The sequence below is a fragment of the Pseudomonadota bacterium genome (genome assembly GCA_018823285.1).
In the GTDB taxonomy this organism is placed as follows: domain Bacteria; phylum Desulfobacterota; class Desulfobulbia; order Desulfobulbales; family JAGXFP01; genus JAHJIQ01.
Map to the genome: position 1 here is coordinate 1 of JAHJIQ010000019.1, position 26,383 is coordinate 26,383.

Annotated in this window: 23 protein-coding genes; 6 read left to right on the forward strand and 17 right to left on the reverse strand. The window is 53.5% G+C overall.

What is annotated here, in order from left to right; all coding sequences use genetic code 11:
* From KKG35_05990 to KKG35_06025, 8 genes are all read right to left on the reverse strand, one after another.
* A partial coding sequence (locus KKG35_05990; GenBank protein ID MBU1737672.1) for a bifunctional ornithine acetyltransferase/N-acetylglutamate synthase occupies positions 1-449 on the reverse strand: 449 nt, incomplete at its 3' end.
* A gap of 29 nt (positions 450-478) precedes the next feature.
* Positions 479-3,016, reverse strand: coding sequence for a preprotein translocase subunit SecA (gene secA / locus KKG35_05995; GenBank protein ID MBU1737673.1), 2,538 nt, complete (start codon positions 3,014-3,016; stop codon positions 479-481).
* Between the two features lie 16 nt (positions 3,017-3,032).
* Positions 3,033-3,494, reverse strand: coding sequence for an N-acetyltransferase (locus KKG35_06000; GenBank protein ID MBU1737674.1), 462 nt, complete (start codon positions 3,492-3,494; stop codon positions 3,033-3,035).
* A gap of 323 nt (positions 3,495-3,817) precedes the next feature.
* Positions 3,818-4,384 carry an SPOR domain-containing protein gene (locus KKG35_06005; protein MBU1737675.1) on the reverse strand — a complete coding sequence of 189 codons (567 nt, stop codon included), beginning with the start codon at positions 4,382-4,384 and terminating at the stop codon, positions 3,818-3,820.
* A gap of 8 nt (positions 4,385-4,392) precedes the next feature.
* Positions 4,393-6,051, reverse strand: a complete 1,659-nt coding sequence (locus tag KKG35_06010; GenBank protein MBU1737676.1) for an arginine--tRNA ligase — start codon at positions 6,049-6,051, stop codon at positions 4,393-4,395.
* Positions 6,052-6,194: 143 nt separating this feature from the next.
* Positions 6,195-7,328: an alanine racemase gene (gene alr, locus KKG35_06015; GenBank protein MBU1737677.1), complete on the reverse strand. Its 1,134-nt coding sequence runs from the start codon at positions 7,326-7,328 to the stop codon at positions 6,195-6,197.
* Between the two features lie 7 nt (positions 7,329-7,335).
* On the reverse strand, positions 7,336-7,770 hold the full coding sequence (locus KKG35_06020; protein ID MBU1737678.1) for a hypothetical protein: 435 nt from the start codon (positions 7,768-7,770) through the stop codon (positions 7,336-7,338).
* Between the two features lie 388 nt (positions 7,771-8,158).
* Positions 8,159-8,344 carry a 4Fe-4S binding protein gene (locus tag KKG35_06025; protein ID MBU1737679.1) on the reverse strand — a complete coding sequence of 62 codons (186 nt, stop codon included), beginning with the start codon at positions 8,342-8,344 and terminating at the stop codon, positions 8,159-8,161.
* A gap of 449 nt (positions 8,345-8,793) precedes the next feature.
* On the opposite strand from KKG35_06025, the gene KKG35_06030 reads away from it, so the two are divergent.
* Positions 8,794-9,153, forward strand: coding sequence for a hypothetical protein (locus KKG35_06030; GenBank protein ID MBU1737680.1), 360 nt, complete (start codon positions 8,794-8,796; stop codon positions 9,151-9,153).
* Between the two features lie 727 nt (positions 9,154-9,880).
* On the opposite strand, the gene KKG35_06035 is transcribed toward KKG35_06030, so the two are convergent.
* The 5 genes from KKG35_06035 to KKG35_06055 form a co-directional block, all read right to left on the reverse strand.
* Entirely contained in the window at positions 9,881-10,516 is a 636-nt protein-coding gene (locus KKG35_06035; protein ID MBU1737681.1) for a hypothetical protein, read from the reverse strand.
* Positions 10,516-11,280 carry a L,D-transpeptidase gene (locus KKG35_06040; protein MBU1737682.1) on the reverse strand — a complete coding sequence of 255 codons (765 nt, stop codon included), beginning with the start codon at positions 11,278-11,280 and terminating at the stop codon, positions 10,516-10,518. The genes KKG35_06035 and KKG35_06040 overlap by 1 nt, the downstream gene beginning before the upstream one ends.
* Complete coding sequence (locus tag KKG35_06045) at positions 11,240-12,397, reverse strand: L,D-transpeptidase (protein ID MBU1737683.1); 1,158 nt, start codon at positions 12,395-12,397, stop codon at positions 11,240-11,242. The genes KKG35_06040 and KKG35_06045 overlap by 41 nt, the downstream gene beginning before the upstream one ends.
* A gap of 102 nt (positions 12,398-12,499) precedes the next feature.
* Positions 12,500-13,111 carry a hypothetical protein gene (locus KKG35_06050; GenBank protein ID MBU1737684.1) on the reverse strand — a complete coding sequence of 204 codons (612 nt, stop codon included), beginning with the start codon at positions 13,109-13,111 and terminating at the stop codon, positions 12,500-12,502.
* 897 nt (positions 13,112-14,008) lie between these two features.
* A complete protein-coding gene (locus KKG35_06055; GenBank protein MBU1737685.1) occupies positions 14,009-15,433 on the reverse strand; it encodes a cobyrinate a,c-diamide synthase in 1,425 nt (474 codons plus the stop codon).
* Between the two features lie 277 nt (positions 15,434-15,710).
* Between KKG35_06055 and KKG35_06060 the strand changes: the two genes are divergently transcribed.
* From KKG35_06060 to KKG35_06070, 3 genes are read left to right on the forward strand one after another with little or no spacing between them, the layout of a single operon-like run.
* The gene (locus KKG35_06060) at positions 15,711-16,340 is read left to right on the forward strand and encodes a tetratricopeptide repeat protein (GenBank protein MBU1737686.1); all 630 of its coding nucleotides are present in this window, start codon (positions 15,711-15,713) and stop codon (positions 16,338-16,340) included.
* Between the two features lie 2 nt (positions 16,341-16,342).
* Positions 16,343-17,488: a HEAT repeat domain-containing protein gene (locus tag KKG35_06065; GenBank protein MBU1737687.1), complete on the forward strand. Its 1,146-nt coding sequence runs from the start codon at positions 16,343-16,345 to the stop codon at positions 17,486-17,488.
* On the forward strand, positions 17,481-18,053 hold the full coding sequence (locus tag KKG35_06070) for a tetratricopeptide repeat protein (GenBank protein MBU1737688.1): 573 nt from the start codon (positions 17,481-17,483) through the stop codon (positions 18,051-18,053). The genes KKG35_06065 and KKG35_06070 overlap by 8 nt, the downstream gene beginning before the upstream one ends.
* A gap of 121 nt (positions 18,054-18,174) precedes the next feature.
* Here KKG35_06070 and KKG35_06075 read toward each other — a convergent pair whose 3' ends face one another.
* From KKG35_06075 to dsrA, 3 genes are all read right to left on the reverse strand, one after another.
* Entirely contained in the window at positions 18,175-18,429 is a 255-nt protein-coding gene (locus tag KKG35_06075) for a dissimilatory sulfite reductase D family protein (GenBank protein MBU1737689.1), read from the reverse strand.
* Between the two features lie 24 nt (positions 18,430-18,453).
* Positions 18,454-19,584, reverse strand: coding sequence for a dissimilatory-type sulfite reductase subunit beta (dsrB, locus tag KKG35_06080; protein MBU1737690.1), 1,131 nt, complete (start codon positions 19,582-19,584; stop codon positions 18,454-18,456).
* A 76-nt stretch (positions 19,585-19,660) separates the two neighbouring features.
* On the reverse strand, positions 19,661-20,941 hold the full coding sequence (dsrA, locus tag KKG35_06085; GenBank protein MBU1737691.1) for a dissimilatory-type sulfite reductase subunit alpha: 1,281 nt from the start codon (positions 20,939-20,941) through the stop codon (positions 19,661-19,663).
* A 390-nt stretch (positions 20,942-21,331) separates the two neighbouring features.
* Between dsrA and KKG35_06090 the strand changes: the two genes are divergently transcribed.
* Both KKG35_06090 and KKG35_06095 read left to right on the forward strand, forming a co-directional pair.
* Complete coding sequence (locus tag KKG35_06090; GenBank protein ID MBU1737692.1) at positions 21,332-23,056, forward strand: FAD-dependent oxidoreductase; 1,725 nt, start codon at positions 21,332-21,334, stop codon at positions 23,054-23,056.
* On the forward strand, positions 23,038-23,610 hold the full coding sequence (locus KKG35_06095) for a phospholipase (protein MBU1737693.1): 573 nt from the start codon (positions 23,038-23,040) through the stop codon (positions 23,608-23,610). The genes KKG35_06090 and KKG35_06095 overlap by 19 nt, the downstream gene beginning before the upstream one ends.
* A 127-nt stretch (positions 23,611-23,737) precedes the next feature.
* On the opposite strand, the gene KKG35_06100 is transcribed toward KKG35_06095, so the two are convergent.
* A complete protein-coding gene (locus KKG35_06100) occupies positions 23,738-26,377 on the reverse strand; it encodes a topoisomerase DNA-binding C4 zinc finger domain-containing protein (GenBank protein MBU1737694.1) in 2,640 nt (879 codons plus the stop codon).
* Between the last annotated feature and the right edge of the window lie 6 nt (positions 26,378-26,383).

Genomic DNA, 26,383 nt, shown 5'->3' on the forward strand with positions numbered 1-26,383 from the left:
ACGGTATCGGTGGTCATAATCGCCAGCGAGACACTGGTGAGTCCGTCTGCCGAAAGCTTTTCCACGAGTTTCGGCACCCCTCTGGAAAAGCAATCCATTTCAAGGTGCTCACCAATCACCCCGGTTGAGGCGACCAGCACATCTTCCTCGGCAAGGGAAAGCGCTTCGGCAACCATGGCAGCCGTCTTCCTGGCCGAAGAGATCCCCGGCTGACCGGTGCAGGCATTGGCGATGCCTGAGTTGACCAGGATTGCCCGGGCTTTCAGGTCGGCAAGCCTTTCCATATCGAGAAGGACCGGGGCGGCTTTGACCAGGCTGGTGGTAAATACTCCGGCGGCAACCGCAGGAACCTCGGAAAAGATCAGGCCCAGATCGAGACGGTCCCTGCCCCTGATTCCTGATTTCACCGCAGCCGACTTGAAGCCCTGGATGGAAAGTTCGCTGGACATTTCTTTTTGCTCTTCTGAGTTTTAATGGATCAAACTGCCTGACCGCAGCATTTCTTGTATTTCTTGCCGCTGCCGCAAGGACACAGGGCGTTGCGACCAACCTTTTCACCTTCCCTGCGAACCGGCGTCCGTTCCTTGGGACTCTCACCCCGGCTCAATTCCATCTCCTGCTTTTTCTCACGCTGCTCACGGGCCAGCCTCTCCACCTCGTCTTCCTGGACCAGCTTGATCAGAAAGAGGTGGTTCAAGGTCTGGGTCTTGATGGTTTCCATGAGTTCGGAAAACATCCCGAAACCTTCCCGCTTGTATTCAATCAGCGGGTTTTTCTGGCCGTATCCCCTGAGACCGATACCCTCTTTCAGATGGTCCATGTTCAGGAGATGTTCCTTCCAGTGTTGGTCGATCACCTGCAGAAGCACCAGCTTTTCCAGATGACGCATGGTTTCAGAACCGTTTTCGGCCTCCTTCTTTTTGTATCCCTCCTGGAGGATTTCCTGGACCCGGTCCGCCAGTTTGCCGGGAGTCAAATCGGCTTTTTCGTCCTCGGTGAAAACCGGCTCCAGGCCAAAACCTTTCGCCAGCCGCTCACCGAGGCCATCCCAGTCCCACTCCGGGGAATGCAGCTTGGGATCCGCCACATCGGCAACCACCAGGTCGGCCATATCGGCGAGCATGTCCTGAATGATCTCCTCGATGCTTTCACTGACCAGGACCTTGCGCCGTTGCTCATAAATCACTTCACGCTGCTTGTTCATGACATCATCGTATTCCAGAAGATGCTTCCGGATATCGAAGTTGTGCCCTTCGACCTTACGCTGGGCGTTCTCGATGGCCTTGCTGATCATGTTGTGCTCGATGGGCTCATCTTCTTCCATGCCCAGTTTTTCCATGATTCCGGAAATCCGATCGGAACCGAAAATCCGGAGCAGATCATCCTCAAGCGAGAGGTAGAAACGGGAGGACCCGGCATCGCCCTGGCGTCCTGCCCGGCCGCGAAGCTGGTTGTCGATCCGGCGGGATTCGTGCCGGCTGGTCCCGAGAATATGCAACCCCCCCAGGTCCGCCACTCCGGCGCCAAGCTTGATGTCGGTGCCGCGCCCGGCCATGTTGGTGGCGATGGTCACCTTGCCTTTCTGGCCGGCTTCGGCGATAATTTCCGCTTCTTTTTCATGCTGCTTGGCATTGAGAACGGAATGGGGAATCCCGGCCTTCTTCAGCATGGCGGAGATCTTCTCGGAAACATCGATACTGATGGTGCCCACCAGAACCGGCCGCTGCTGCTCGTGCAACGCCTTGATTTCACGGATTATGGCCCGGTACTTGGCGTTTCGGTTCTTATAGATCACATCCGCATAATCTTCCCTGATCATGGTGTTGTGGGTCGGCATGATCACCACGTCGAGGTTGTAAATCTTTTTGAACTCAACGGCTTCGGTATCGGCAGTACCGGTCATCCCGGCAAGCTTTTCATACATCCGGAAATAGTTCTGGAAGGTGATCGAGGCGAGAGTCTGGTTTTCTTTTTCAACCTTGACCTTTTCCTTTGCCTCAAGCGCCTGGTGCAGACCATCGCTGTAGCGGCGGCCGGCAAGAGCGCGACCGGTGAATTCGTCGACGATCAGGACCTCGCCATCCCGCACCAGATAATCAACATCACGGGTAAAGACATAATGCGCCTTCAGGGACTGGTTCAGATGATGCAGCCATTCGATATTCTTCGGATCATACAGGTTATCGACCCCCAGCAGTTTCTCACCGAGAGCCACCCCTTCTTCGGTCATGGCGATCGAGCGGCTCTTTTCATCAAGGGTGTAGTGAATATCTTTCTTGAAACTGGGCGTAAACCGGTCGACCCGCTGGTAGAGCTCGGTAGACATATCCGCCGGGCCGGAAATGATCAGCGGGGTCCTCGCTTCGTCGATCAGGATGGAATCGACCTCATCAACAATGGCAAAATGGTAATCGCGCTGACAGAAATCTTCCTTGGCGAATTTCATGTTGTCGCGCAGATAGTCAAAGCCGAATTCATTATTGGTGCCGTAGGTGATATCGCAGGCGTAGGCCGCCCTGCGGTCAGCATCGGACATGTCGTGGACGATCACTCCGGTGGTGAGCCCGAGAAAGGAGTACACCTTGCTCATCCATTCCGCATCGCGGCTGGCCAAATAGTCATTCACCGTCACCACGTGAGCGCCACGGCCGGTAAGAGCATTCAGATAGACCGGCATGGTCGCGACCAGGGTCTTCCCCTCACCGGTCTTCATTTCGGCAATCTTGCCCTGATGAAGAACCATCCCGCCAATAAGCTGGACATCGAAGGGACGCATATCGACCGTTCTTCTCGCCGCCTCCCGAACCACGGCAAAGGCTTCGACCAGCAGCGCATCAAGAGACTCGCCCTTCCCGATCCGTTCCTTGAACTCAACGGTTTTGGCGACCAGCCGGTGGTCGTCCAGTTTCTGAATCTCCCCTTCCAGGGCATTGATCGCATCGACCATGGGCCTTAGAGATTTCAGGACCCTTTCATTCTTGCTGCCGAACACCTTTGTGAGCAAACTTCCAATCATTATCTGAAACTCCCGTTTATCTTTCCCAGATCATCGCTTCTTCGTTACAATCAGGGAATTTTGGGCACTGGATACAATCACTCCAGACCTTGTGAGGCAATTCTCCCTTATCTATCTTCCTGAAACCCATGGCGGCAAAAAACTGCGGCTGGTAGGTCAGGGTGAAAACCCTGCTGATTCCAAAACTGTCCGCCTCTTCCAGGCATGTCTTGACCAGCGCCCTGCCGATCCCCTTTCGCTGACTCCCTTCGACGACCGCGAGCGACCTGATCTCCGCCAGATTCTCCCAGCAGACGTGCAGGGCGCAGGCGCCGAGCACCCCTCCCGCCTCCTGCGCAGGATCGACATAAATGACAAAATCCCGCAACTGGTCATAGAGGGAGCTCAAAGAACGGCCAAGCAGCAGACCTTTGTCCGAGAAATGCTGGAGAAGCTTGTAGATGGCCTTGACATCCTCCATTCTGGCATTACGGATCATAAGCGGAACACTCCTGAAAATTAAAGTTCCCCGGGGCATGCAAATATAATTTGAGCCGCAGGGATTATATGTTCAACGTCAGGATCTGCAAACAGGCTCATTCCGGCAGATCGTTATTTTATTCTACTTACATATCGGGCGTCTAACATACTGCAGGGGACAGTGCAGGTCAAGGAGAGACACCATGACCGGGACTGACTAAAAACCCACTTTCACCCTTTGGGTATCCATCTTGATGTCTCGCAAGCTCGCTTTCGCCCAGGGGCATAAAGCTGCTTAACTTAACTAATCGGTACGAGCAGACAAGCTGCTCAATCGAAGCTTTATCTGTTTTCGGGGACCAGCGCGATAAACGGCTTCTGCTTTTCCTTTTTTTTGAGCATCTCTGCGTACTCCTTGGCCGCATCCATTTTATCAAACCTGCCGATGTATACCCGGGTGAAAGAATCCCCCCCTCCCTCCGGCGCCCGGGAAAAAGCATCATATCCCTTGGTCCGCCAGTCGGCAACTGCCTTCCCGGCGAGTTTTCCATCCTTGAAAGCAGCCACCTGGACCGAAAAGAAAGAGGGGTCTTCTTCAGGTTCAGGGCGGTTTCTGACCTTCTCCTTTGCCGGAGGAGAGGCAACTTCCTTGTCCTGCATCAACACCACCGCCGCTTTTTCAGGCGCAGGTTCTGCGGCAGGAGTCACCAGGGTTTTCTTTTTGATCGGTACTTTTTTCGCCGCCATCTCCGGGCCGGGAGGAGAGCTGAGGATTGTCTGGCCGGCCCAGACCCCCAGGAGAAACATCCAGAGAAAAATACAGAGGCAGACGATGCCGGCACCGAGCAACCCCTTCAGCGACAGTTCAAATTGTACTGAAAATTTCTTTTTCCGGTCAGTGGGGGGCATACCCAACCTCACATGGATTCAGGAGCGCCGACCCCGATAAGGTGCAGGCCGTTGCGCAGAATGATTTTAAGTCCCTCCGCCAGCCAGAGTCTGGCCTTGGAAAGTTCAAGATCCTCGGAGAGTATCCGGTGCTTATTGTAATAACTGTGGAACTGCGCCGCCAGGTCCTGCATATAAAAAATCACCCGATGGGGTTCCAGGTCCATGGCAGCGCTTCTGACCAGTTCCGGCCAGCCCGCCATTGACTTCAGCAGAGCCAACTCCTCCGGTTCCACCAGAAGCTGCAGGTCCGCACCATCGATATCCCCCCGTTCGACCCCCTTTTCCACAGCTTTCTTGTTGATACTCGCAAGCCTCGCGTGGCCATACTGCATGTAATACACCGGGTTCTCCTGGCTCTGCTGGGTGGCCAGGTCAAGGTCGAACTCAAGCTGGCTGTCGGCTTTACGCATCAGGAAAAAGAACCGGACCACATCGACCCCGACCTCGTCGACCAGCTCATCCACCGTGATAAAATTGGCCTTGCGGGTCGACATTTTCACCTGCTTGCCCTCCCGCATCAGGGTCACGAACTGGTGGAGCACCACCGTCACCTTCTGCGGATCATAGCCAAGCGCCTCCACCCCGGCCAGAACGTCGGGGACGGTGGCGATGTGATCCGAGCCGAAGATATTGACCATCCAGTCAAAACCGCGCCTGAATTTTTCCCGATGATACGCAATATCGGGCAGCCGGTAGGTGGGTTCCCCGGTACTCTTGATGATCACCCGGTCCTGATCATGGCCGAACTCGGTGGTTTTGAACCAGACCGCGCCGTCCTGGTCATAGACCAGTCCCTTGTTCCGCAAGGTCGCGACGACATCATCGATCAATCCGTCATCATAGAGGGTGTGTTCGTTGAAGTAGTTGTCGAATTTGATCCCGAGACGGGTGAGGGTCCCGTTGATATCGGCAAAAATTGCCTGCTCCGCCTTCTCCTTGAAGGGGGTGAAATCTGTCACGTCCTTGAGGCTGTCACCGGATTCCCGGATCATTGAATCGGCGATTTCCCGGATATATTCTCCCTGATATCCATCCTCGGGGAATTCAGATTCAAGGCCGAGCTGCTCAAGATACCTGGCCCGCGTTGATTCGCCGAGAACCCGCATCTGGCGGCCGGCATCGTTATAGTAATACTCGCGGGTCACCACGTGTCCGGTGGCGGAAAGGAGCCTGGCAATGGCATCGCCAAGAACCGCCTGCCGGCCATGACCGACACTTAACGGCCCGGTCGGATTGGCGCTGACGAATTCGACCATGACCTTGCGGCCTTTGCCTTCCTCGCTGAGTCCGAATTTCTCATTCTGCCGGCAGACTTCCGGCAGCACCGCCTGCCACACCCTGGGATTGATCACAAAATTGACAAATCCCGGTCCGGCGATCTCGGCACGGCTGATCAGCTCATCATGCTTCGCCACCATCCCGACCAGCCTGGCTGCGATCTCCCGCGGATTTTTCTTTTCCCGCCCGGCAATGACCATTGCCATGTTGGTGGCATAATCACCATGGGACGCCTGGCGGGGCGCTTCAACGGAATAACCGCCGTCCGCTTCCGCCGACCATAACCCCTGAACAACCCCGTCGTTGAAGCATTGATCAAGTATTTCTTTCAAACGTTTTCTGATCATCTGTCTATTTCCGCGAAAATTGATGAATTCATAAAAAGTCGTCTGCGTCCAGATGAGCCAACATTAAATCAACCTGTTAAATGGCACCGTCCGTCCATCTCGTGGCTTTTTACGAGACCGGCAAAATCTATTTCTTCCCAAGATCAAACATAAAACCTGTGATTGCTGCCGCCGAAGGTGCAGAGAACTTCGTAACTGATGGTTTCGAGCCAGCCCGCTATTTCATCGGCGCTGATCTCCTCCAGTCCCTGCCTGCCCATCAGGACAACTTCGTCTCCGGCCTGCACCCGGTCGAGATCGGTGATATCAGCCATGCAGGCATTCATGCATATCCGGCCCACCACCGGGACCCTCTTCCCGCCGATCAGAACTTCTGCCCGGCCGGACAATCGCCGCAGATAGCCGTCGTCATACCCGACCGGCAATACGGCAAGTCTGGTCGGTCGGGTTGTGGTGAATTGATGCCCGTAACTGACACCATATCCCGCCGGGACCTCCTTGACCTGGATCACCCTTGTTTTGAAAGACATTACCGGCTGCAGGGTGATCCCGGAACAGAAATCGCTGCCGGCCGAAGGGCAACAGCCGTACAATGCGATCCCGGGCCGGATCATGTTAAGACGGCTGCCGGGATTCCTGATGGCGGCGGCAGAGTTGGCAATATGAGATACACTGCCGGCAAAACGCTCATGAATTTTCTTCACAAGCTGTGAGAATACCGCCGTCTGCGTATCGGTGGCCGACTGGTCTGATGAGTCCGCCATCGGAAAATGACTCAGCACCCCCGCAAGCTCCACGCCAGCCAGCTCTGAAAAAAGCTCAAGATATTCATCCACCTCGTCGGGCATGATCCCGAGCCGCCCCATCCCGGTATCGATCTTCAGGTGAACCGGAACCTTTTTGCCTTCCTTCTCCGCCCTGGCGGAGAGTTCTTTGATCATCGCGAGATCATACACCACCGGGGCAAGGGCATATCTGATAATTTCGGAAAAATTTTCAGCCATCGCACCGAGCAGAACGATGATCTCTCCTTCAATCCCCGCCTTGCGCAACCGCACCCCTTCTTCGGTTTCCGCAACCCCGAACACAGAAGCCCCGATATCTGCAAGAGCGGCAGCAACCTCAACCAGTCCGTGACCATATGCATCCGATTTCACCACCGGCATCACCCGTGCATCGGGCCCTGCAAGATTGCTGAGATTACGGTAATTGGCCTGGAGATTTTCCAGATTGATTTCGATCCTGTTCCAGGATCCTGAAGGGGTGACTTCTGCCATCATCTTATCAGCTGTTCAGAGGAGATTTCGAGCTTCCGGAGAGGACCGACCACACCTTCCGGCTTGACCAGAAAAGACTGAAGCCCACGGTAAAATAGACCACCCCGATAAACCACAGCGGCAAAGAAGATGCCCTGAGTAACCGGCCGAAGAGGATCATCGCCAGAACCAGCATCCAGGTCCGCCATGAATAGATTCCGCCCAGACATTGATTTTCACCTTTCTCAAGAATTCTGAGCATGTTTTTCTCGGCCACCCGGTCGAGCACCAGACCTGACTTTACAAGACCGATCAAAACAGCCGCCGGAAAAAGCCACTCCAGGCCGGACCCGCTGATCCCGAAAAAACCACGGACCATCAGCATCATCCCGATCAGGCTCCAGAGCAGGGCCGCCAGAAGGATCCGGGTTTTCACCGAAGCGTTGGGCTTGAAACGATTCATAAAATTCTCCCCTCTCTGTTTTACTACAAAGGGAGCCTATTGCAAGATATCCGGGAAAAGAGAAGAAATATTCCAGAACCGGAAAAAAATCTGCCAACCGATAAGCCAATTTCAACAAATAACCGTCAAACTCCTGCGCGGCACCGGCATAAGGGGACGTACAGGGAATGGCACAGCGGTAATGGCAGTATTTACGGCCCCTAAAAAAATGGGCCCGTCTTCACAGTGAAGTGAAAACAGGCCCGAATTTCCATTCCGGAAATTTTCCGTAACCGTTCTTGCACCCTTCGGGGATAAGTTTCGTACGAGCAGACAAGCAGCTCAACTTAAGCTTTGCACCCTTCGGGGATAAGTTTCGTACGAGCAGACAAGCTGCTCAACTTAAGCTTTAAACCTCGGTTACGGTAATGGCGCCTTCCGGGCAAACCTCGATGCAGGTCTCGCAACCAAGACACTCATCCATGTTGACCGGCTCCGACTTGCCATCTTCCATCTCGAAAACCTGTGCGGGACAGGCATTAACACATTCTTCATCGCCATTGCATTTGTCTTTGTCGACTTCTACCTGATACATATTAGATCCTCCGTAAAAATTATTAATGATTTCAGTATATTATCGCTGATGTGGCCCGACCGGAAAAGTTACTGCGAGCCGGCCCTTTAACAATAGAAATTACCTTCTATTTCACCTCCGTTTTTTTGTCAATGAAAAAAAGACACATCACAATAAGTTCTAAGCTTCCCGGCCAACCAGAGAAAAATCGACAAACGGAACCGCAAAGTTTGACCCTCCTGCGGATTTTTTCATACAAGACCAAAGAATCGGTTCATTGCGCTCTCAACAACAGACAATGCGAGGATTCCGAAATGTTACAATGACACCACAGCTCCCTTGCCCATATTTCCAAGGTAGGTGTTGACCTCATTTTGCGGTTGTTATAGAGTGCGACTCGCATTTTTAAATAATAACCATACCGGTCATGACGGAGAACCTGATCGATACAAAAAGTTCTGGTGAAGCGGATGAAAATCAAAAAGAAAGCCAAAGTCTCAAAACCATCCTCAAAACTGGTCGCCCAGAAAAACGAACTGGCCATGATTGCCGGAATCATGGAAGGCAGCCCGGACGGAATCGGCGTCGCAGTGATCCGGTTGGAATGCGGTTGCAAGAAAATGGCCGCCGTGGACAAGACCGGCGAACCGGCCAGCAAGGTCGTTATTTACCGGGACCAGGCAGACAGCATCTGTGACAAGTGCAAAAAAGACAATGGCGATTTCAGCAGGGTCCTCGAACAATTCATCGACTGGGCTGCCCCTGAACCGGACGGCGCAACCCAAAAGCGGATTGAAACCAAGGTTTTCGGAACCTACCCTCAGGCCTGAGAGTTTCTCTCCCGGTGGGTGAGATAATAAGGATTTCCTTTTCGTGCTTTGCTAAAATTTGGAGGCGACCCAGAATTTACCCTCCGAATCACATAACAGTGTTTATGCGTAATGGACTTACAGCTGAATATCTGACCAAAATCAAAACTACGGACAGCATTCAGCGTAAAACAGCTCGAAAATCACGAATAAAACGCGCGCAAATTTTCATTCACTGCCTAATAATCACCACCACAACTTTCCGAGTTTGGCTAATCTCCCGATAAAGCTGAGTTGAGCAGCTGGCCTACTCGCACCGATAAGCGAGCTTGCGAGACATCGAGACTTATACCCGAAGGGTGAAACAAAGGGGTTTCGGCGATTTGTTATTGCACGTGTTCCACAAGTAGCCAGGAGTCAGAAGCCAGGAGAAACCCCCTCCAGTAGCACAGAATACCTGTAATTATCGAGACGGCAGCTATAAAAAATATTGATTACCACTGAAATTCAGCCCGTTTGCTGTCCAACAAGATAAGTGTTTGATATTATTGGCTTATTGATATATCTGTATGGAATGGAACTTCAGTCGAACCCACCTTCGACAAGCTCAGGATGAGCGGTAAAATAGTAATTCCGTTCACTCTGAGCTTGTCGAAGAGTCAATGGCTGAAATTGGGTGGTAACCAGCTAAAAAATTGAGGCTCCCTGTGATTTTCCACATCAGTAGGCGGGCATCGTCTATCGAAGATCAACCGGCCGGGAGTTTAAACAGGCATGGGGTCCCCAGGTCGAAAGACCAATAAAGTTGGCGGGCATCGGACCCGGTGAGGCCGAGCACTATTTCACCATTCTTCGCAGCCGGGGTCCAGGGCCAGAGGTGACGCAGGGTCCGCCGCAGGATCCCGACTCCGCCGGACCAGACCAACCCTGCCCTGCCGCGCCAGTCAACCGTGGCCGGTTCGATCACCAGGCTGGTGCCGTCATCCAGCAGCAGACGGTAATTATCCGGCATTTCGGTCAACTCCAGAATCTCCGGGAGGGTTGTTCCGACAAGAGCCGACTCCTGGTCAGGACCGACGATGGGCACCATCGGCCGCCGCACCGCAAAGAAGCTCTTCTTGGCCACCAACCGCCGCACTTTAGCCCGCTCCGGCTCACCATGAACCACACTGCGGCTGATCGGCAAGCGCCGGATCGTGCTGCCGCCGGCTTTAATGAGAATCACCGAACTCCGGAGATCGATGAGCAGGTAGAGCTTGTCGGTCCGGGCCAGCTTGAGCTCGGCCTTGAGTCGCAGGTTCTCGTCCCGCAGGTCGCCGCGTTCATCGGCCACCACCGGCCCGGCCAGGAGAAAGAGCAAGATGGTTAACGGGAAAAGGCGCATCAGAAGATCATCACCCGGGTGCCAAGCGGCAGATCGCGGTAGAGGCGCTCCAGGTCGCGGTCGCCAAGGCGGACACAGCCGTGTGAGACGTTGCGGCCCAGCATCCTGGTGTAGAGGGTTCCGTGGATGAAGTACCCCTGGCCCAGCCCCAGAGCGTACTCACCCATCATTCCCGCCTCGGCCCGTTGTGCCGGATCGGTCGGAATTTCCAGCCCTTCCTCGATGAAAGCCCAGTCCGGTTTCATCCAGACCGGCTTGGTCAGCCTGGACTGGATCGAGAACTGGCCGCGCGGAGTATCGAAAGTCCAGCTCCGCCCGCCCCGGGGATCAACCAGAACATTGCCACTGCCGCAGGAGGCAACCATCTCGGCCTCGGTATTTTCTCCCCGGCGCAGAATAACCCGGTTTCCTGCAGTGTCGATGACCAGGTTGAGTCCGCTCGGAGCCAGTCGCCGCAGCTGCAGCTCCAGTGCCTTATTGGCCGCCTGCAGGTCGGTAAGCGAGGGTTCCGCGCCGGAGCGGCCGAGTTGCACCTTCACTTTTGGCGAAGTCGACTTGACCTGGATCACCGGCTTTGAACCAACCCGGGCGGCCGACAGCAGGCGCAAGCCAAGCAGACCGGCCAGGGTCAGTGCAGCGACCAGAACCATGATGCACCAGATCTGGTCCCGGCGCCCAAGGTCGGAACGCAGAGCCCGACTGGAGCGAGAAGCCGCTCCCAGCCTAGCGAAGACGAGCCAGAGCCATTGCAATCGGATTATCATAATCAGTGGTACCGACAATAATTACCGGAGTATCTACTTCAATCTGCCCATAGAGTTCGGCCAACTCCTGGTTGTCCAGGGCCACACAGCCTTCGGTCATCCCCTCCCGTCCCCCGCCGTGAATCTCTATCTGCCCGCCGATCCCCGCCCCTTCCGGGATCTCTCCCCGCTGCCTGGCTGCCTTGTAGCGGCGCCGGTCTTCACCGTTCGGATAATCGATCAGCAGGGCCTTGAAAAATTTACTGTAAGGAAGTTTGCGCACCACCCGGTAAACTCCTTCGGGGGTTGCCTGATCCCCGCTGTGGAGTTTTGCGCTGAGAAACCGGAAACCGAGACCAGCATCATAGGTCCGCATCTGCCGGCCACCGCGATACCAGGTCAATTGCCGCTCGGCCTTGCTGACCACCAGCAGCGACCTTCCGCTCCGCCGTGACTCCTCGAGCATTGCGGCAATTTGTCTGCGCCATTGCCCGATTTCCTCCCGCCCGGCATATCGAGCCAGAACCGGGCGTATCCCGGCAACCACCTCGTCCAGCTCCTCGGCAATCTGGCCTAGAGAGGCCACCGCTTCCTCCCCTCGGCCACTCTCCACCTGGCGGGCGGACTTTTCAAGGCCGATCTCCATACGCACCAGCCCCGGCAGCGCCAATCGGCGATCCTTGAGCAGTTCCGAGAGTTCTCGCAGCAGGACCAGACGCACCGTAAGTTCCTGGTGACGGCCGGCGATCAGAGCCGCCTGCCGCTGCCGCGTCTTCCCAATCTTTAAAGCCAGCTCTCTCCCCTGGTCCAGCACCAACCGATAAGCCTCAGCAACCGGCTGATAGTTCCTGAACCAGGCCAACCGTTGCCGCTCCCTCTCCAGAAGGGCCCGGGCCCTGGCTTCCGCCTCCTGGTATAACTGATACTCCACCGGAACATAATGCAATGCTCCGGCCCCGCGCAGTTCCTCCTGCTGCTGCAAAAGCAGACGGACCTCGGCGGGTTCCACACGAACCCCGCATCCCTGAATACCGGCCAAAAAAAGAACGATGAAAAGCGCCGATCGCAGCTTCGGCAAGCACATGGATTCAGGCAATTTGTCTCGCCATGAGAAGTCGACCTCCACGCCGCTCGTCATGAACGGCGGCAGATCCTTGATCTGAAAAAATTACAGGGGCGCAAGGTGCCGGCAAGCCATCACCTCCGCCCCTGTTTTTACACAACAACCGACAGCAACTACTTATTTTTTCTTGGCTTTTCCCTGGGCCGCAAGTTTCTTGGCCAGGGCAGCTTCGATCTCGGTCGAAATAGCGCCAGCCTTCTCTTTTACCGACAGGGCACGCTCTGAAGCCTCGCTGTAATCACCCGCCGTCACCATGGCCTGAATTTCGACCACGGTCGCTTCCAGACCAGACAGGTCAGCCTTCATTACCATAATGTCCGCAGCAGAACCCTTGCCGGCAGGCGCCTGGTTCAACAACTCCCTGGTTGAAACCACGGCAGTCCGAGCCGACTCCAAATCGGCAACAGACTGCAGCCGCAAACGTTCCCGCTCGGCAATGGCCTTGGCCTTAACCGTCTGGGCTTCCGCCATTACTCCGGCCAGCATTTCGTTGGCCTTATCGTAATTTTTGAACATTTTGCCATCCTGGACCTTCACCTCGTCCATGGCTGCGGCCATCGCCTCATTGACCTTCCTGAAGTCCTCGGCCACAAACACCTCTGAGCCATCGCTTGCTGCTGCCTCCAACGATGCCTTGGCAGCCTCAATCTCCGCCACCGGCTGTTTATCACAAGCTGCCAACGACACCACCATGACCAAACTCACCAGAATTGCCACTAACCGCTTCACCTTGCTCCTCCTTCATCGGCTCAGCCATTGCGAGCCTTCCGAAATCGTCTTTCGCGGGATGACCGTCGAACTATTTCGCCGGTCCGGGCGAAAAACGGCGCATTTAACCTCCTTCAGAGTTGTTTAGCAAGAGGGATTTTGGCCCGCACAAATATTATGAACAACCTTAAAACAGGAAGTTAATCCAATCAGCCACCCGCCACCCCGTCACCCGGGCGAGCCGGGTGGCTGACGGAGACCATAAAACCATGGCACCCCTCCCTGCACGACAGAGTAATAAATCTTCATAAAATCTTTTTCTCTGGTCTCCTTAAGTATCAGATGAAATAATAAGTATTTGCTTTTTCGTGCTTCGCTAAAATTTGGAGGCACCCCGAATTTCCCCCGGACTATCCAACAGTGTTTATGCGTAATGGACTTACAACTGAATGCCAAACCGAAAACAAACTGCCCAGCCGCAGAGCAGTGGGGTATCCCAAAAAACATTTTCCGCCCATGGGGTAGGGAATCAAACCACAAGTTATTAAATCCCTGAATCCGTGAGCGTTCGAGAGCGGCACAGATGCAGATAGCGAGCCGGCGAGACCTTCGAGGCGACGACGATGTTGATAATACATATGGTATATCAACGAGTCGGCAACGAAGCAGGTAAGCGACCGCAGGAAGACTCCGGATGTGCCGATCTCGGGCGCCCCGCAGGGCTGCGGGTGAATGTCTGCCCCCGCAGCGAAGAAATTGTTTTTTACGTAATTATAACCACTTGAGCTGATTAATCGCGCGGAGCCGTCACGGATTCAGGAAATCCTTAATATGTCTGTGGGGAGATCAGGGTGTTTTGTACGGGAAAAATCCTTCACAATGTTTCAGGGGTATAAAAGGTTAGATTCTGAAATAGTCTCAGCTCGGCCGGTCTTTAAATTTTCTGGCCGCCTGCACCATTCCCGGCGCCCACTCCGGGGTGCCCAAGGAGTGGACGTGCGTGTACAGGGCAAAGACGTTTTTGTAAACGAGCCCATCCCGCTTTTCGGCAAAGCCGACGCCTCTGTCCATCCGGCAGGCAAGAGTATCGGATTTTCCTTCCCAGTCAACGACTTTACTGTAACGGAATTCGTGACCGCTGATCTCCGTGCCCAGGGGGTAAAAGGGGTTGTCCGCGGTAACCACCAGATCAGTATAACCATGGGCCTGGGGTTTCCGTTCCAGGGTAAAATCCACTGGAAAGATTCCGGCCAGGGTAAACTTCTCCCCCTCCAGGCTGATACTGCGGCCAAGAAAAATCAACCCGCCGCATTCCGCATAGACCGGCAGCCCCTTCTCAACCATCTCCCTGAGCGAGGCAAGGAACGACATGTTCTCAGACAAGGCGCGAGCGCTGGTTTCCGGAAATCCACCGCCGATGTAAAGGGCATCAATTTCCGGTAATTTCTTTTCCGTGATGGCGTTTATTTCTATCAGTTCAACCCCGAGGTTTTGCAGGGCGTCCAGATTCTCCTGGTAATAAAACTGAAAGGCTTCGTCCCGGATGAGACCAATCTTCAGACCATCCCCTTTGCCTGTTTTTGCAAAGGGTGGAGTGATCCCTGCCGACGACCCTTCAGGGCAGGACACCGGCGCCATCATTTGCATGAGCTTACCGAGATCAAGAAATTTCTCGGCCCGGTCCGCCAGGGTGGCAACGGCTACCCCGGCATCGGCATGCTCGGGGCCGGGAGTAATTCCCAGATGCCGCTGGGGAAAAACATCCTCCCGGGACCGGGGGAACGCGCCCAGGACCGGTATCCCCGTGTAATGTTCAACGGAGCGGCGGACAATACTTTCATGCCTGCTGGTACCGACCCGGTTCAATACGACGCCCCGGATCTCGATCCGCCGGTCGAACCGTTGACATCCGGCCACCAGAGCGGCCACGGTTCTCGTCGTCTTGGTGCAGTCAACCACCAGAATCACCGGCAGTTTCAGGAAAAACGCGAGTTCCGCGGTACTGTAGGCCCCTTCCAGGTCAACCCCGTCGAAAAGACCGCGATTGCCCTCCACGAGCACATACTCTGCAAGGCAACTTTGTGTATAAAAGGAATTGAGGAGCACCTCTCTCTTCATCAGATAAGGATCAAGGTTGAAGCAGGGGCGACCTGCGGCAAGACCAAGCCAGCCGCTGTCAATGTAATCGGGCCCCTTCTTGAAAGCCATGACCGTATGCCCTCTGCGGGCGAGCGCGGCAACGGCGCCAACCGCCACCACGCTTTTGCCGGAACCACCGCTCAAGCCGGCAATGACTGCGCCGGCTGCAGGTGTCTCTGAAATATGCGCCTGATTATTTCCCATCATTTCCCGTTCCCGTATCTCACATGCTGTCTCAATTTTCACTCCTGACAAGGGACACTAATCCAGATCAACCCACACTTCAAAGATTTTGACTATATCAGGCCATTATGTTAGTTTCGGAGCCTTGCCAATGAACCTGCAGATGCTTACAAATATACATTCGTCTCAGGCTACAATCAACAACACACAACTATAGAAAACAGGCCATTTTGCTTGCCGGTTAGAACTATCCCGATCATCATCCGGCAACTTTTTAACATATAAATGAGGAAGAAACATGTCTGACACTGAAAAAAGCCCTGATCTCTCACAAGTGATCGCCGAACTGGAAGCAAAATGCCAGGAGCTGCCGGACAACGTAGTTGCCCACCACCATCTGGCAGTTGTCTATCGTAAAGCCGGCAGAAACACTGACGCCCTGAAAAAACTTGAGGAATGCATCAAACTCGACCCTCATTCCGTTGAGGCCCATATCAACACCGGGGCCATTCATTTTGAGAGCGGGGACCTGGATAAAGCAATGACCGCCAATGAAATGGCCCTCCGGATCAACCCTGAATCGGCCCAGGCCCACACCAATATGGGAATGATCTGGTGGCAGAAAGGAGATGCTGAGAAATCCATCGAGGCCTATACCAGGGCCGTTACCAGAGATCCGAAGCTCGTCACAGCCTGGACCGGCCTTGCGACAGCACAGATCATGGCCGGGAATTTCGAAGATGCCCTGAAGGCCGCAAAAGAGAGCATCAAAATCGAGCCGGATTTCCCCCTGGCTCAGAACAATCTCGCGGTCGCCCTTTTTTATACCAGGGATTTTCAGGGAGCAAAAACCGCTGCCGACCGGGCTAAAGAACTTGGCTATCCGGTTGATCCGCGTTTTATCGCCGCAATCACCCAAGAACTTTAATCATGGCTAAAGGCGCCAACATAAAGGTCCTCCCGTGGTGTCCATTCTGCGGACAGAACGTTGACAAACCGCAGGAGCCCTTGCAGAGAAAGATGGACGAGTTCACCACCGGCACCTGTCAGTGCGGGGCAGTCTACACCTGCGATCCCACCGGTTTCAATGTCGGCGCGGCCATGGTCGAATGCCTGGTTCATGCCTGCAATGACAACTGGGACCTTGCCTGGGAATTGATGCCGGATGATGATTACCTCTCGGGACGCCTGGACAAATATGATGAACAGACCCACCAGGTAGTCGAACTCGGCAATCTGGACGGCAGGAAGATCAAAGGGGTTCTCTATTTTATCCGACTGAGCAAAGATTATGCAGAACTTGTCCAAAAACTCGACCTGGAAAAAAAAGACAAAGACAGCCGAACACTTCCGGTTTCAAATTTGAATATTCCGGAGATGGAGCCAAAGCGGGATCCTAAAAGGAAACGGCGGAAGGCCGACAAAAAACAGGTGGCGGAACTTGCCGACCAACAAGACATTGACACCCTTGTCGATCTGGCCTTTGACGACCTGAAAACCCTGCGTTACCTGCAGCGCCTCCTCTACAGTCCCGACGAAAAAAAACGCTGGGAATACGCGCATCTCATCGGCCAGGTCTGCCGGCGATTGTCTACCCGCAAACCCGGAGCGGTCAGCGACATGCTCCATCGAATGTATGAAGCGTGTTCCGATTCGGCCGCGACCCACTGGGGGCTCCTTGAAACCGTTGGGGCGATCATTGCAGCCCGCTCGGACATATATGGCGGCTTTACCCGTCACCTGCTGATGTTCAGAGGCACCGACGATTCAAGGGCCACCGTTTTATGGGCCCTTGGCGAGATCGCGGCAACCAGGCCGGACCTGGTCCGCAACACTCCATTTTACAGCCTGTTCTCTTTCGTTGAACATCCCGATCCTCTAACCAGGGGGCAGGCGATCAGACTTTTCGGCAGAATTCTTGCGGAAGAAACCCGCAGCGGAATAGAGAAACTCCTTGATGACGAGACGGTCATCACCATCTACGAGGGAGGTGAGCCCCGGAGTTATTCCATCTCGGGCCTTGCCAGGGAAGCATTATCTAAAATCGACAACCAGAGAGTGACAGCAGATGAATAATCCGGAAAAGCAGAGCGAACAATCTGAAAATGAGGAAAAAAGCGCCGCCCGGCTTGAATATGAAGCCGGCAAAGAGCAGATGAAGGACAACAACTACGCCCTTGCCGCAAACTCCTTCCACAATGCCCTGATCGGTTTCGAACAGGAGAATGACGAGAACGGGATCGCCAATGCCGCAAACATGCTTGGTGATATCTGTGCCGGAAAAGGCGACACCGAAATGGCCCTCCAGCATTACGACCGGGCCTACCGGATTTGTGAGAAACATGCCGATCGTTTCAGTCTTTTCGACATCGAGAAGAAAAGGGCCAAACTGATGCACGACGCTGGCAGATATGACAAGGCGATAGAATTATACCTGGATGTGCTTGATGAATACAGCGCCCTCGTCAACCCGAAAGGGTCGGTGGAAACCCTGGAAATCCTCGCCGAAATATACCGCAAAAAAGGCGACCTGGAAAAAGCGGCCGATTCATACCGAATGGCAGCTTCGATTCATAAGAACTTCAAACACACCAGACACGCCCAGGCCCTGCTCGACAAAGCTGCCGCACTTGAGAAATAATCTGAAGTATCAGATTATTTCCGAGTTCACCAAGAACAGACAGCTACTTCACTCTAAGGGAATAAAAAAAGCAGGAACCGGTTCGGTTCCTGCTTTTTATCTGAATATATACTGATTCTACTTACTTACTTTCTTCTGCTGCGTCACGCGCCTCTTCGTCTTTGGCGCGTCCTTTCGCACAGTACATGGTTGTACTGCCGCTTGACCAGAAAACCATCTTACCTTCCTTGACCAGATCGTTGGCGGCATTTTTTACCGCCCGCGGTTTGGCATCAGGATCACAGGCGTAAAAATCCTTGACGTAAAGCTGAGCCTTGGGGGCCGTCATCGCTTTATCAAGAATCGCCGCTTTAAGTTCGTCGTTATTGAGAGCCATCGTAATACTCCTTATAGTAGAGTTTTATTTGATATGGCTGGTGAACTTGAACTGAGTGGTGGTTCTCCAGGTATCGTAAGCCAGCCGGTAATCATCAACTGACTTAATGGTAAACGGAATCCCGGTTACTTCAAAGAATTTCTCCCAGCCAATCCTCTCAGCCCACTCACCCAGACGCTCGTACTTACGGGCATTCTTGGCATAGACCTCAAGAATATTCTTGATCGCTGCCACGGTCTCGGGCCAGCGGGGCGGAGTATTGGGCAGGAACGGAATAACAAGCTTGGAGAATTTAGGCATTGACCTGGAGTTGGAGACTTTGCCGCCGACCAGAATCGCAATACCGTCACCTTCCGGGTCTGCCAGAGGCATAGCCGGACACATGGTGTAACAGTTACCGCAGAACATGCAGCGCTCATTTTTAACTGCTACCGATTTAACTTCCTCACCGGCGCTGTTGGTCTCTTTGGAAGGCTTAATAGCACCAAGAGGACATGCGGCTACGGCAAGCGGGATCTCACAGAGACCGGTAATGGCATCATGATCAATCATCGGCGGTTTACGATGCACACCAAGGATCGCGATGTCGGAAGCATGAACCGCACCACACATATTGAGGCAGCACGCCAAAGCGATACGTACCTGGGCAGGCAGAGTCATGCTGGTGAAGTAATCAAACACCTCATCCATAACCGCCTTAACAACACCGGAAGCGTCAGTTGCAGGGGTATGACAATGCATCCAGCCCTGGGTGTGTACGATATTGGTAACACCAGCTCCGGTGCCGCCGACCGGGAACTTGTTGCCACGGCTGGCCAGATCCTTCAACAGCGGCTCAACCTTGGCTTTGGAGTCAACCATGAACTCAATATTGTTCCTGGTTGTGAAACGGAAATAACCGTCACAGTGTGCATCCGCGATATCACAGATCTCACGGATATGCTCAACACTGATCAGACGGGCTGAAGCAACCCTGACGGTCCAGCATTCGTCCCCGGACTCGGATTTGTGCATCAGAACGCCGGGCTGGGTGATCTCGTGATAGAGCCATTTGCCATAATTATTCTTAACAACCGGCGGGAAAAACTGCTCAAAATGAGGGGGACCGATGTCAGTTATCCTGTCTTTCATCGGATTTTCCGGATCGTAACCCATAATATTTCCTCCTTTATGTATAATCCTGTCTAAACTTGATTAATAGTTAGCAAACAATAAACCTTGAAGGTAAATATCACTGAGCGTGACGTTTACGGAATTCCTTGACATCACGTTCCCATCCGCCTTCGACTTCATCCTCACCCCAGAATACGTATGGGTTTGATCGCGGCTCTTTCACATGCTGCGGGACAATATCAACTTCCATAACCTTCAGGAAGGTGGGCAGACCGACTCGCATGATGGTCTCACCAACACGCTCACGATTCTTGCCGACTTCCATCCACCAATCCCAGACTTTCTCGATAACTTCAACAACTTCCTCGAACTCGTTCTCGGGATCAACCTTGATAAAAGGAACGGTCATGGTGGCAAACTGGGCGCCGTCAAGGATCGGGGCCTTGGCGCCTACGCAGATGGTCGCACCCTGGTCTTTACCAGGACGAAGCGCACGAGGCATAACGTTGATACAGTGCATGCAGCGTGTACATTCGCCATTGTCAATTTTCAGCGTGTCACCTTCCATCCACATACATCCGGTCGGACAGAGGTCGATGACTTCCTTCTTGATATTGAACTTACCCCAGTCACGTCCGGAATGCGCACCACCGTTGGAAGCGAATTCGCCATTGATGTAGCCTTTTACAGCTGCCTGGTCGATCCGGATATCGTCTCTCCAGGTACCGATAACAGCAAAGTCGGAACGGGCAATAGCCGCAACACAGTCATTCGGGCATCCGGAGAATTTGAATTTGAACTTGTAGGGGAAAGCAGGGCGATGAATCTCATCCTGATAATGCATGGTCAGATGGTAACAGAGAGCCTGGGTATCCATGCAGGCAAACTCGCAACGGGCCCTGCCAAGACAGCACGACGGGGTACGCAGGTTGGAACCGGAACCACCAAGATCCCAGTTCAGATCATGGGTCAGGTCCCAGAACAGAGGCTCAAGCTGGTCGGTCGTGGTACCAAGAAGAACCAGGTCACCGGTGGAACCGTGCATATTGGTCATACCGGAACCACGTTTTTCCCAAAGGTCGCACAATCTGCGCATCAGGTCTGATTTGTAGAACTTACTTGAAGGCTGGTTCAGACGTACGGTATGGAAATGGGCCACACCGGGGAACTGCTTGGCAACGTCGGAATAACGACCAACGATACCACCACCATAACCGAAAACACCGACGATACCGCCGTGTTTCCAGTGCGTAACCCTGTCTTTGAAAGACAGTTCCATCTGACCGAGAATATCCCAGCACTGCGGGGTTTTCTCAGCCTGTCTCTTCAGGTCACTGACAAAACTCGGCCAAGGACCTTTCTCGAGCTCATCCAACATGGGAGTGTCATGCTTCGGCATTTCATTTCCTCCTTAATATAATTTTGCCAAATAAAATCCTGCTCCACACCGAATCAGGGAGTTAACTGCACAGATGTACAAGCGTATTGCCCTCTCCCAGCATGGAAAAACAATTGTGAATGACAATTCAGAAAATACGAATCTATTCTCCAAGCACCCCTTTGTCAACAAAAAAACATCAATATGTATAAAGGAGAAAACTCTCCTCCAATCAGCCCATATTTATTTCTGGATTACCCAATTTTACCTTGCCGTAATATGTTCCTGATTCCGCATGTTTAAAGGATTCAGCCATTCTGCCTTTGACATCGGAGATGGATTGCGATATTCTCCCTTCCGATCCGCAGAATTTAATTAAACACTTAATTTTTGAATGAAGGTCCAATCATTATGAACAGCAGAGTTCTTATTATTGGTGGAGTTGCTGCAGGGCCCAAAACCGCCTGCCGTCTGAAAAGAGTGCTGCCTGAAGCTGATATTACAATCATCGATCAGGACAACCTCATCTCATATGGAGGTTGCGGCATACCTTATTATGTTTCCGGCGATGTTTCGGATGAAAAAGAACTTCGCAACACCAGTTTTCACATGACCAGGGATGAGGCGTTTTTTCTGAATGCCAAAGGGGTCAATGTCCTGACCCGAACGAAAGCGCTCTCCATCGACAGAATAAACCGTAAAGTAAACGTCTTGCGACTCGACTCCGGCACCGAGGAAAATCTCTCCTTTGACAAACTCGTCCTTTGTACCGGAGCCAGTCCCGTCATCCTTCCTATCCCAGGAGCTGAACTGGACGGGGTGTTCACAATCAGCGACCTCCACAAAGCCATCGCTATCAAGGATCGTCTTGCCAAAGGGCAGATCGGTAAGGCCGTTATTATCGGCGGCGGAGCAATCGGGGTGGAAATGGCTGAGTCTTTTGCCGATCTCTGGGGAGTGGAGACAACCCTCATTGAATTCATGCCGATTCTCCTCCCCAACATTCTTGACCCCGTATTTTCTGCGATGCTGGCAACCCATTTGCGGCAACATGGAGTGAATGTCTTCACCGGAGAAGGAGTTCGTGCCATCGAAGCCGATAACAACGGCAGAGCCTGCAGGGTAATCACCGATGCCAGAACCGTTGACGCCGACATCGTTATTATGGCCGCCGGAGTGAGGCCGCGAAGCGATCTGGCCCGGGAAGCAGGCCTCCTGGTTTCTCCCCGGGGCGGGATCATCGTCAACAACCGTCTCCAGACTTCCGATCCGGATATTTATGCGGCAGGCGACTGCATTGAAACAACCCACCTTCTTTCCGGGAAAAAATGCCACGCCCCGATGGGTTCCCTTGCCAATCGACAGGGACGGATTGTGGCGGACAATCTGGCCGGGATCCCCTCTCAATTCAATGGCTGGGGAAGCAGTTTTATCCTGAAGGCCTTCGATATCTGCGTTGGGGCAACCGGTCTCAATCTCGCTGCAGCCAGAGCTGAAGGGTTCGCCGCAGATGCGGTGATAACCGCCCAGTCCGATCGGGCCCATTTCTTTCCCGAACAATCGGTCATTCCCCTGCAGATGATTTTTGACAGGCAGAGCCGCAGAATTCTCGGTCTTCAGGGGTTCGGTCCGATGGGAGATGCCGTCCTGGCCCGGATTGATGCTGCGGCCGCACTCATCGCAAGGGGTGGAACAATCGATGATTGCAGCCAGCTGGATCTTGCCTACGCTCCACCATTCGCCACTGCCCTTGATGCCTTGAATGCCACCGCAAACGTCGCCGACAACAAGGCCTGCAACAGACTCAGAACAGTCTCGATTGAAGACTACATGGCCTGGATGACCGACCCGGGAACACACCCGGACTGGCTTGCTCTCGACATCCGCCACCCAAACGAGTCCTCTGTTTTTGTTAATAATTTCAGCAACATATGGAGAGCTCTACCATATATTGAGATCAGAAGCAGGTTCAACGACCTCCCCAAAGAAAAGACGCTGATCATCATCTGTGACGCCGGAACCCGTTCATACGAAGTCCAGTGTTTCCTCGACCACCACGGATTTGACAGTCTGGTTCTTGGTGGAGGTTTTAACTGTATAAGAAGGATAGGTGCCGAATGGTGGCCCGCCGGCTGATCATCCCCCTGCTGCTTCTGACCTTCTGCTTCTGCCCGCTGACTCCCCGGAAGGCTGCTTCCGAGACAAGCGCTGAAAACCGCAAGACCGGCATGCCTGAAGTCAGGGTTCTGGCCGACAAAGACTATTTCCCGGTCCTGATCGACCTGATCAGAAAGGGGACGACCTCGATCGACATTTCAATGTTCATCTTCAAGGCTTCCGGGAAAAACAACAATCTACCGACAGTATTGGTCGAAGAACTGGGAAAAGCCCGCAAGAAAGGGTTGAAAATACGGGTTTTCCTCGAAAAATCGGGGCATGACGAGGAGATCAACAGCACCAACCTGCAGACCGCCACCCTTCTGCGGGCAAATGGCATCGAAGTGATTTTCGAATCCCCCCGCATAACCAATCACAGCAAACTCGTGGTTGTCGACCTCCGCTTCTGCCTGGTAGGAAGTCACAATTTGACCCAGGCCGCGCTGAAATATAATCACGAACTATCACTTTTGATTGACAACCAACAGCTTGCCAGGCAACTGACCAAATATATGGAAGGATTTGAGAGGTGAGAGGCGAGATGACTCTTCGACAATTCGACAAGCTCACGTTCACCCTTCGCCGGGCTCAGGGTGAACGGAATTACGGTTATACCGATCATCCTGTGCACCGATCATCCTGAGCCTGTCGAAGGATAGTTCAACTTTTTCTCCTGATGATCCTCACCTTACGTTTTGCTCCGCCGCCAGCCGGGGCAACACCTTTGCTTACCCGCCGGACCCGAACTTTTCTCTTGTTCCCGGGAAGACCACTTCCCCCTCCCGAGACACCTTCTCCTGCAGCCGAGGTCGAATACCCGCAACCCGCCCTGGGGCACCTGAGAATGATGCCACCTCCAGCAACCTTCTTTTCGACTAGAAACGGTGAGCCGCAGGAGGCACATGATTGCCGGTGCGGTCTGGACCAGGCCATGAATTCACAGTCCGCCTCGGGGCAGACATAAAATGGTTTTCCGGTGGGGGTGATCTTGCTGACAATCTTTCCGGTGGCGCATAGCGGGCAATCAAGATCGGCCCCGACACTTTTTTCAAAACTTTCAGAATGGCGGCAGGAAGGAAAGCCGGAGCAGCTCCAGAACCGGCCGAATCGGTCTTCCTTCAATATCATTGAGCTGGAACACACCGGACACACCCTTGACTCCTGTTCGGTGGCGTCCTCAACGGACCTTCCTCGTGGCTGCTCCGCCAGGGACGGTTGCTTGCTTCCCTGTTCTTCATCCGCGAACAACTCTTTTACTTCATCGGGCCATTCGGTTTCAGAATCATCCGGAGTAAAATCCCGGTCTTCGTCCAATAATTGCTCCGCAGCAATCCCCAAGTCAGGTGCGTCAACACTGTCAATCTCATCCTGTTCAGACCGGGATGCTGCAACCGGCCTTTCGGTCCACTCACTGTGATCGGCGACACTCTCTCCGCCCGGAAGATTTTCATCCTCAAACCTTTCTTCCGGGACTTCATTCTCAAAATCCACCGGAAGCGCTTCTCCGGAAATCTCCGGAACAGCCATTTCATTGGTGGTTTCCGCCGCCACCTGACCGGGAGTCGATTTTATGACCTTTGACGAACTCCCCCGGGATTTGAGCTGATCCACAACCCTTACTTTAACGATCACCTTTCCCTGCATGAAAAGGGTCTGATCAAACTGCTGCAGCGCAAAATCAAGGGGCTTTCTGCCGCTCAGAACTTCACCAATGGTCTGCTCTATGTACGCGGAAAGATTGAGACCGATCATTGACGGAAAGGCCCTGGCAATGACCGAGTTCAGGGTGACTAGATTTTCCCGGCAATGGATTGCACCATCTCCATCGAAGTCAATATAGTCACCGGTAATAAGTCCTTCCAGAATAGCGGCAGAACTTTCTGCAGTAATTGAAAAATCGGCCAGCTCCGCGTAAAGACTTTCAAGGGTGTAATATTCCGGCGGAAATCCGGGGGACTTTTCAGGGACAATTCTGCTCACTGCAACAGACTGTTCTTCCTCAAGAGCCAGGAGCGGATGATCGGCCACAACCGACCGCTCACTGATCCCCCGGTAACAGGACATAAATCCTTCATTCACAGCAACCCTGCACTCGGCACCGATATAACACTCACCTTCTGCCCTGAACGTCACGGAGATTTTTTTCACCTTCGCCGGAATCATCTGGCTGGCAAGCCCCCTCCTTCTGAGAATCCCGTAAATCAGCAAGGTGTCATTTTCAATAATCCCCTCCAACTCTTTTTCCGTTACCTCCGGTCTCAAAGGGTACAGGCAATTCTCATCCTGGGCCGCTTTCCGACCCTCCTCCAGCAGTTCACGACCGAATTCTTCGCTGATCCGGCCTCTGATTCTTGCGACAAATCTCTCCCGGGTGCTTTCCGGCAATGGACCGGCAACTGACACCAGGCCGATCCATCTGCCGGATATCTCAACCCCATGCTGCAGTACTCTCAGAGATTCAATCACCCGGGTCGGCTGAATATGGTGAACAACATACGCCTCTTCAATTAATGCCGTCAAACTGCATGGTCCCGGAGGACTGATCTCCATCTCTTCTTCAATAATTTCATCGGCAACTATCGGACCGTCTTTAAAGCTCTCGACCGCCTTTTTTACTTTCTCGGGCTCAAGAAAATAGCCGTCACCACTCTCCCCGGGCGCCTGGCACAGACGCCCCCTGAATTCGTTGCCGGATCCGGTTAAATCCAGATGAACTTCCCATTTCAGGGCCGGAGCGAAGGTCTTGATCTCCATCTCCCGGTCGGCAAGAAAAAAGACGGTGGTCAGACTCGCCAGATTGAGCGACAGTCCGCCCGGTCCGAAACCCGTGCCAATAAGCCTCTGCAGATGTTTCCGGAAGCACCCGTCAAAAAGGCCCCGGACAAAATACCCCGAAGCCATTTTCTCCTGAAAGGGCTCGGAAGAATGGATTGATTCTGCAACTTCTTCCGGAGTCAACCCGACAACCCGAATATGCCTGGGCACGCACCCTCCACTCGATCCGGCAACAATGTACCCATTCAACATCCAGGCCAGATATTCCCCTTCCAGGGAGTTGTCGAAAGCGATCCAGATCTCGCGGTCAAAAGCTGATTCAAGGGCGGAAAGAAAATCCTTCCCGGCGGGGAGTGGATTAAAATCAAAGGCCGGGGGTTCCTTTTTCAGTTTGTCTTTCTTTTCCCTGCATGAAGCAGAGAGCGGGACGGCGGATAATTGCAGGAGGTCGACCTCCCCCCCCATGCACGCCTGCAAAGCCCTGCCCTTTTCCGCTGAATCAACCACGACGAACGGTCTGCCCATGAAATT

What these genes read in the sequence shown, in the direction of transcription:
- secA (MBU1737673.1), bottom strand. Translation starts at nt 3,016, where the DNA reads ATGATTGGAAGTTTGCTCACAAAGGTGTTCGGCAGCAAGAATGAAAGG.
- KKG35_06000 (MBU1737674.1), bottom strand. Translation starts at nt 3,494, where the DNA reads ATGATCCGTAATGCCAGAATGGAGGATGTCAAGGCCATCTACAAGCTT.
- KKG35_06005 (MBU1737675.1), bottom strand. Translation starts at nt 4,384, where the DNA reads ATGCCCCCCACTGACCGGAAAAAGAAATTTTCAGTACAATTTGAACTG.
- KKG35_06010 (MBU1737676.1), bottom strand. Translation starts at nt 6,051, where the DNA reads ATGATCAGAAAACGTTTGAAAGAAATACTTGATCAATGCTTCAACGAC.
- alr (MBU1737677.1), bottom strand. Translation starts at nt 7,328, where the DNA reads ATGGCAGAAGTCACCCCTTCAGGATCCTGGAACAGGATCGAAATCAAT.
- KKG35_06020 (MBU1737678.1), bottom strand. Translation starts at nt 7,770, where the DNA reads ATGAATCGTTTCAAGCCCAACGCTTCGGTGAAAACCCGGATCCTTCTG.
- KKG35_06025 (MBU1737679.1), bottom strand. Translation starts at nt 8,344, where the DNA reads ATGTATCAGGTAGAAGTCGACAAAGACAAATGCAATGGCGATGAAGAA.
- KKG35_06030 (MBU1737680.1), top strand. Translation starts at nt 8,794, where the DNA reads ATGAAAATCAAAAAGAAAGCCAAAGTCTCAAAACCATCCTCAAAACTG.
- KKG35_06035 (MBU1737681.1), bottom strand. Translation starts at nt 10,516, where the DNA reads ATGCGCCTTTTCCCGTTAACCATCTTGCTCTTTCTCCTGGCCGGGCCG.
- KKG35_06040 (MBU1737682.1), bottom strand. Translation starts at nt 11,280, where the DNA reads ATGATAATCCGATTGCAATGGCTCTGGCTCGTCTTCGCTAGGCTGGGA.
- KKG35_06045 (MBU1737683.1), bottom strand. Translation starts at nt 12,397, where the DNA reads ATGACGAGCGGCGTGGAGGTCGACTTCTCATGGCGAGACAAATTGCCT.
- KKG35_06055 (MBU1737685.1), bottom strand. Translation starts at nt 15,433, where the DNA reads ATGGGAAATAATCAGGCGCATATTTCAGAGACACCTGCAGCCGGCGCA.
- KKG35_06060 (MBU1737686.1), top strand. Translation starts at nt 15,711, where the DNA reads ATGTCTGACACTGAAAAAAGCCCTGATCTCTCACAAGTGATCGCCGAA.
- KKG35_06065 (MBU1737687.1), top strand. Translation starts at nt 16,343, where the DNA reads ATGGCTAAAGGCGCCAACATAAAGGTCCTCCCGTGGTGTCCATTCTGC.
- KKG35_06070 (MBU1737688.1), top strand. Translation starts at nt 17,481, where the DNA reads ATGAATAATCCGGAAAAGCAGAGCGAACAATCTGAAAATGAGGAAAAA.
- KKG35_06075 (MBU1737689.1), bottom strand. Translation starts at nt 18,429, where the DNA reads ATGGCTCTCAATAACGACGAACTTAAAGCGGCGATTCTTGATAAAGCG.
- dsrB (MBU1737690.1), bottom strand. Translation starts at nt 19,584, where the DNA reads ATGGGTTACGATCCGGAAAATCCGATGAAAGACAGGATAACTGACATC.
- dsrA (MBU1737691.1), bottom strand. Translation starts at nt 20,941, where the DNA reads ATGCCGAAGCATGACACTCCCATGTTGGATGAGCTCGAGAAAGGTCCT.
- KKG35_06090 (MBU1737692.1), top strand. Translation starts at nt 21,332, where the DNA reads ATGAACAGCAGAGTTCTTATTATTGGTGGAGTTGCTGCAGGGCCCAAA.
- KKG35_06095 (MBU1737693.1), top strand. Translation starts at nt 23,038, where the DNA reads ATGGTGGCCCGCCGGCTGATCATCCCCCTGCTGCTTCTGACCTTCTGC.
- KKG35_06100 (MBU1737694.1), bottom strand. Translation starts at nt 26,377, where the DNA reads ATGGGCAGACCGTTCGTCGTGGTTGATTCAGCGGAAAAGGGCAGGGCT.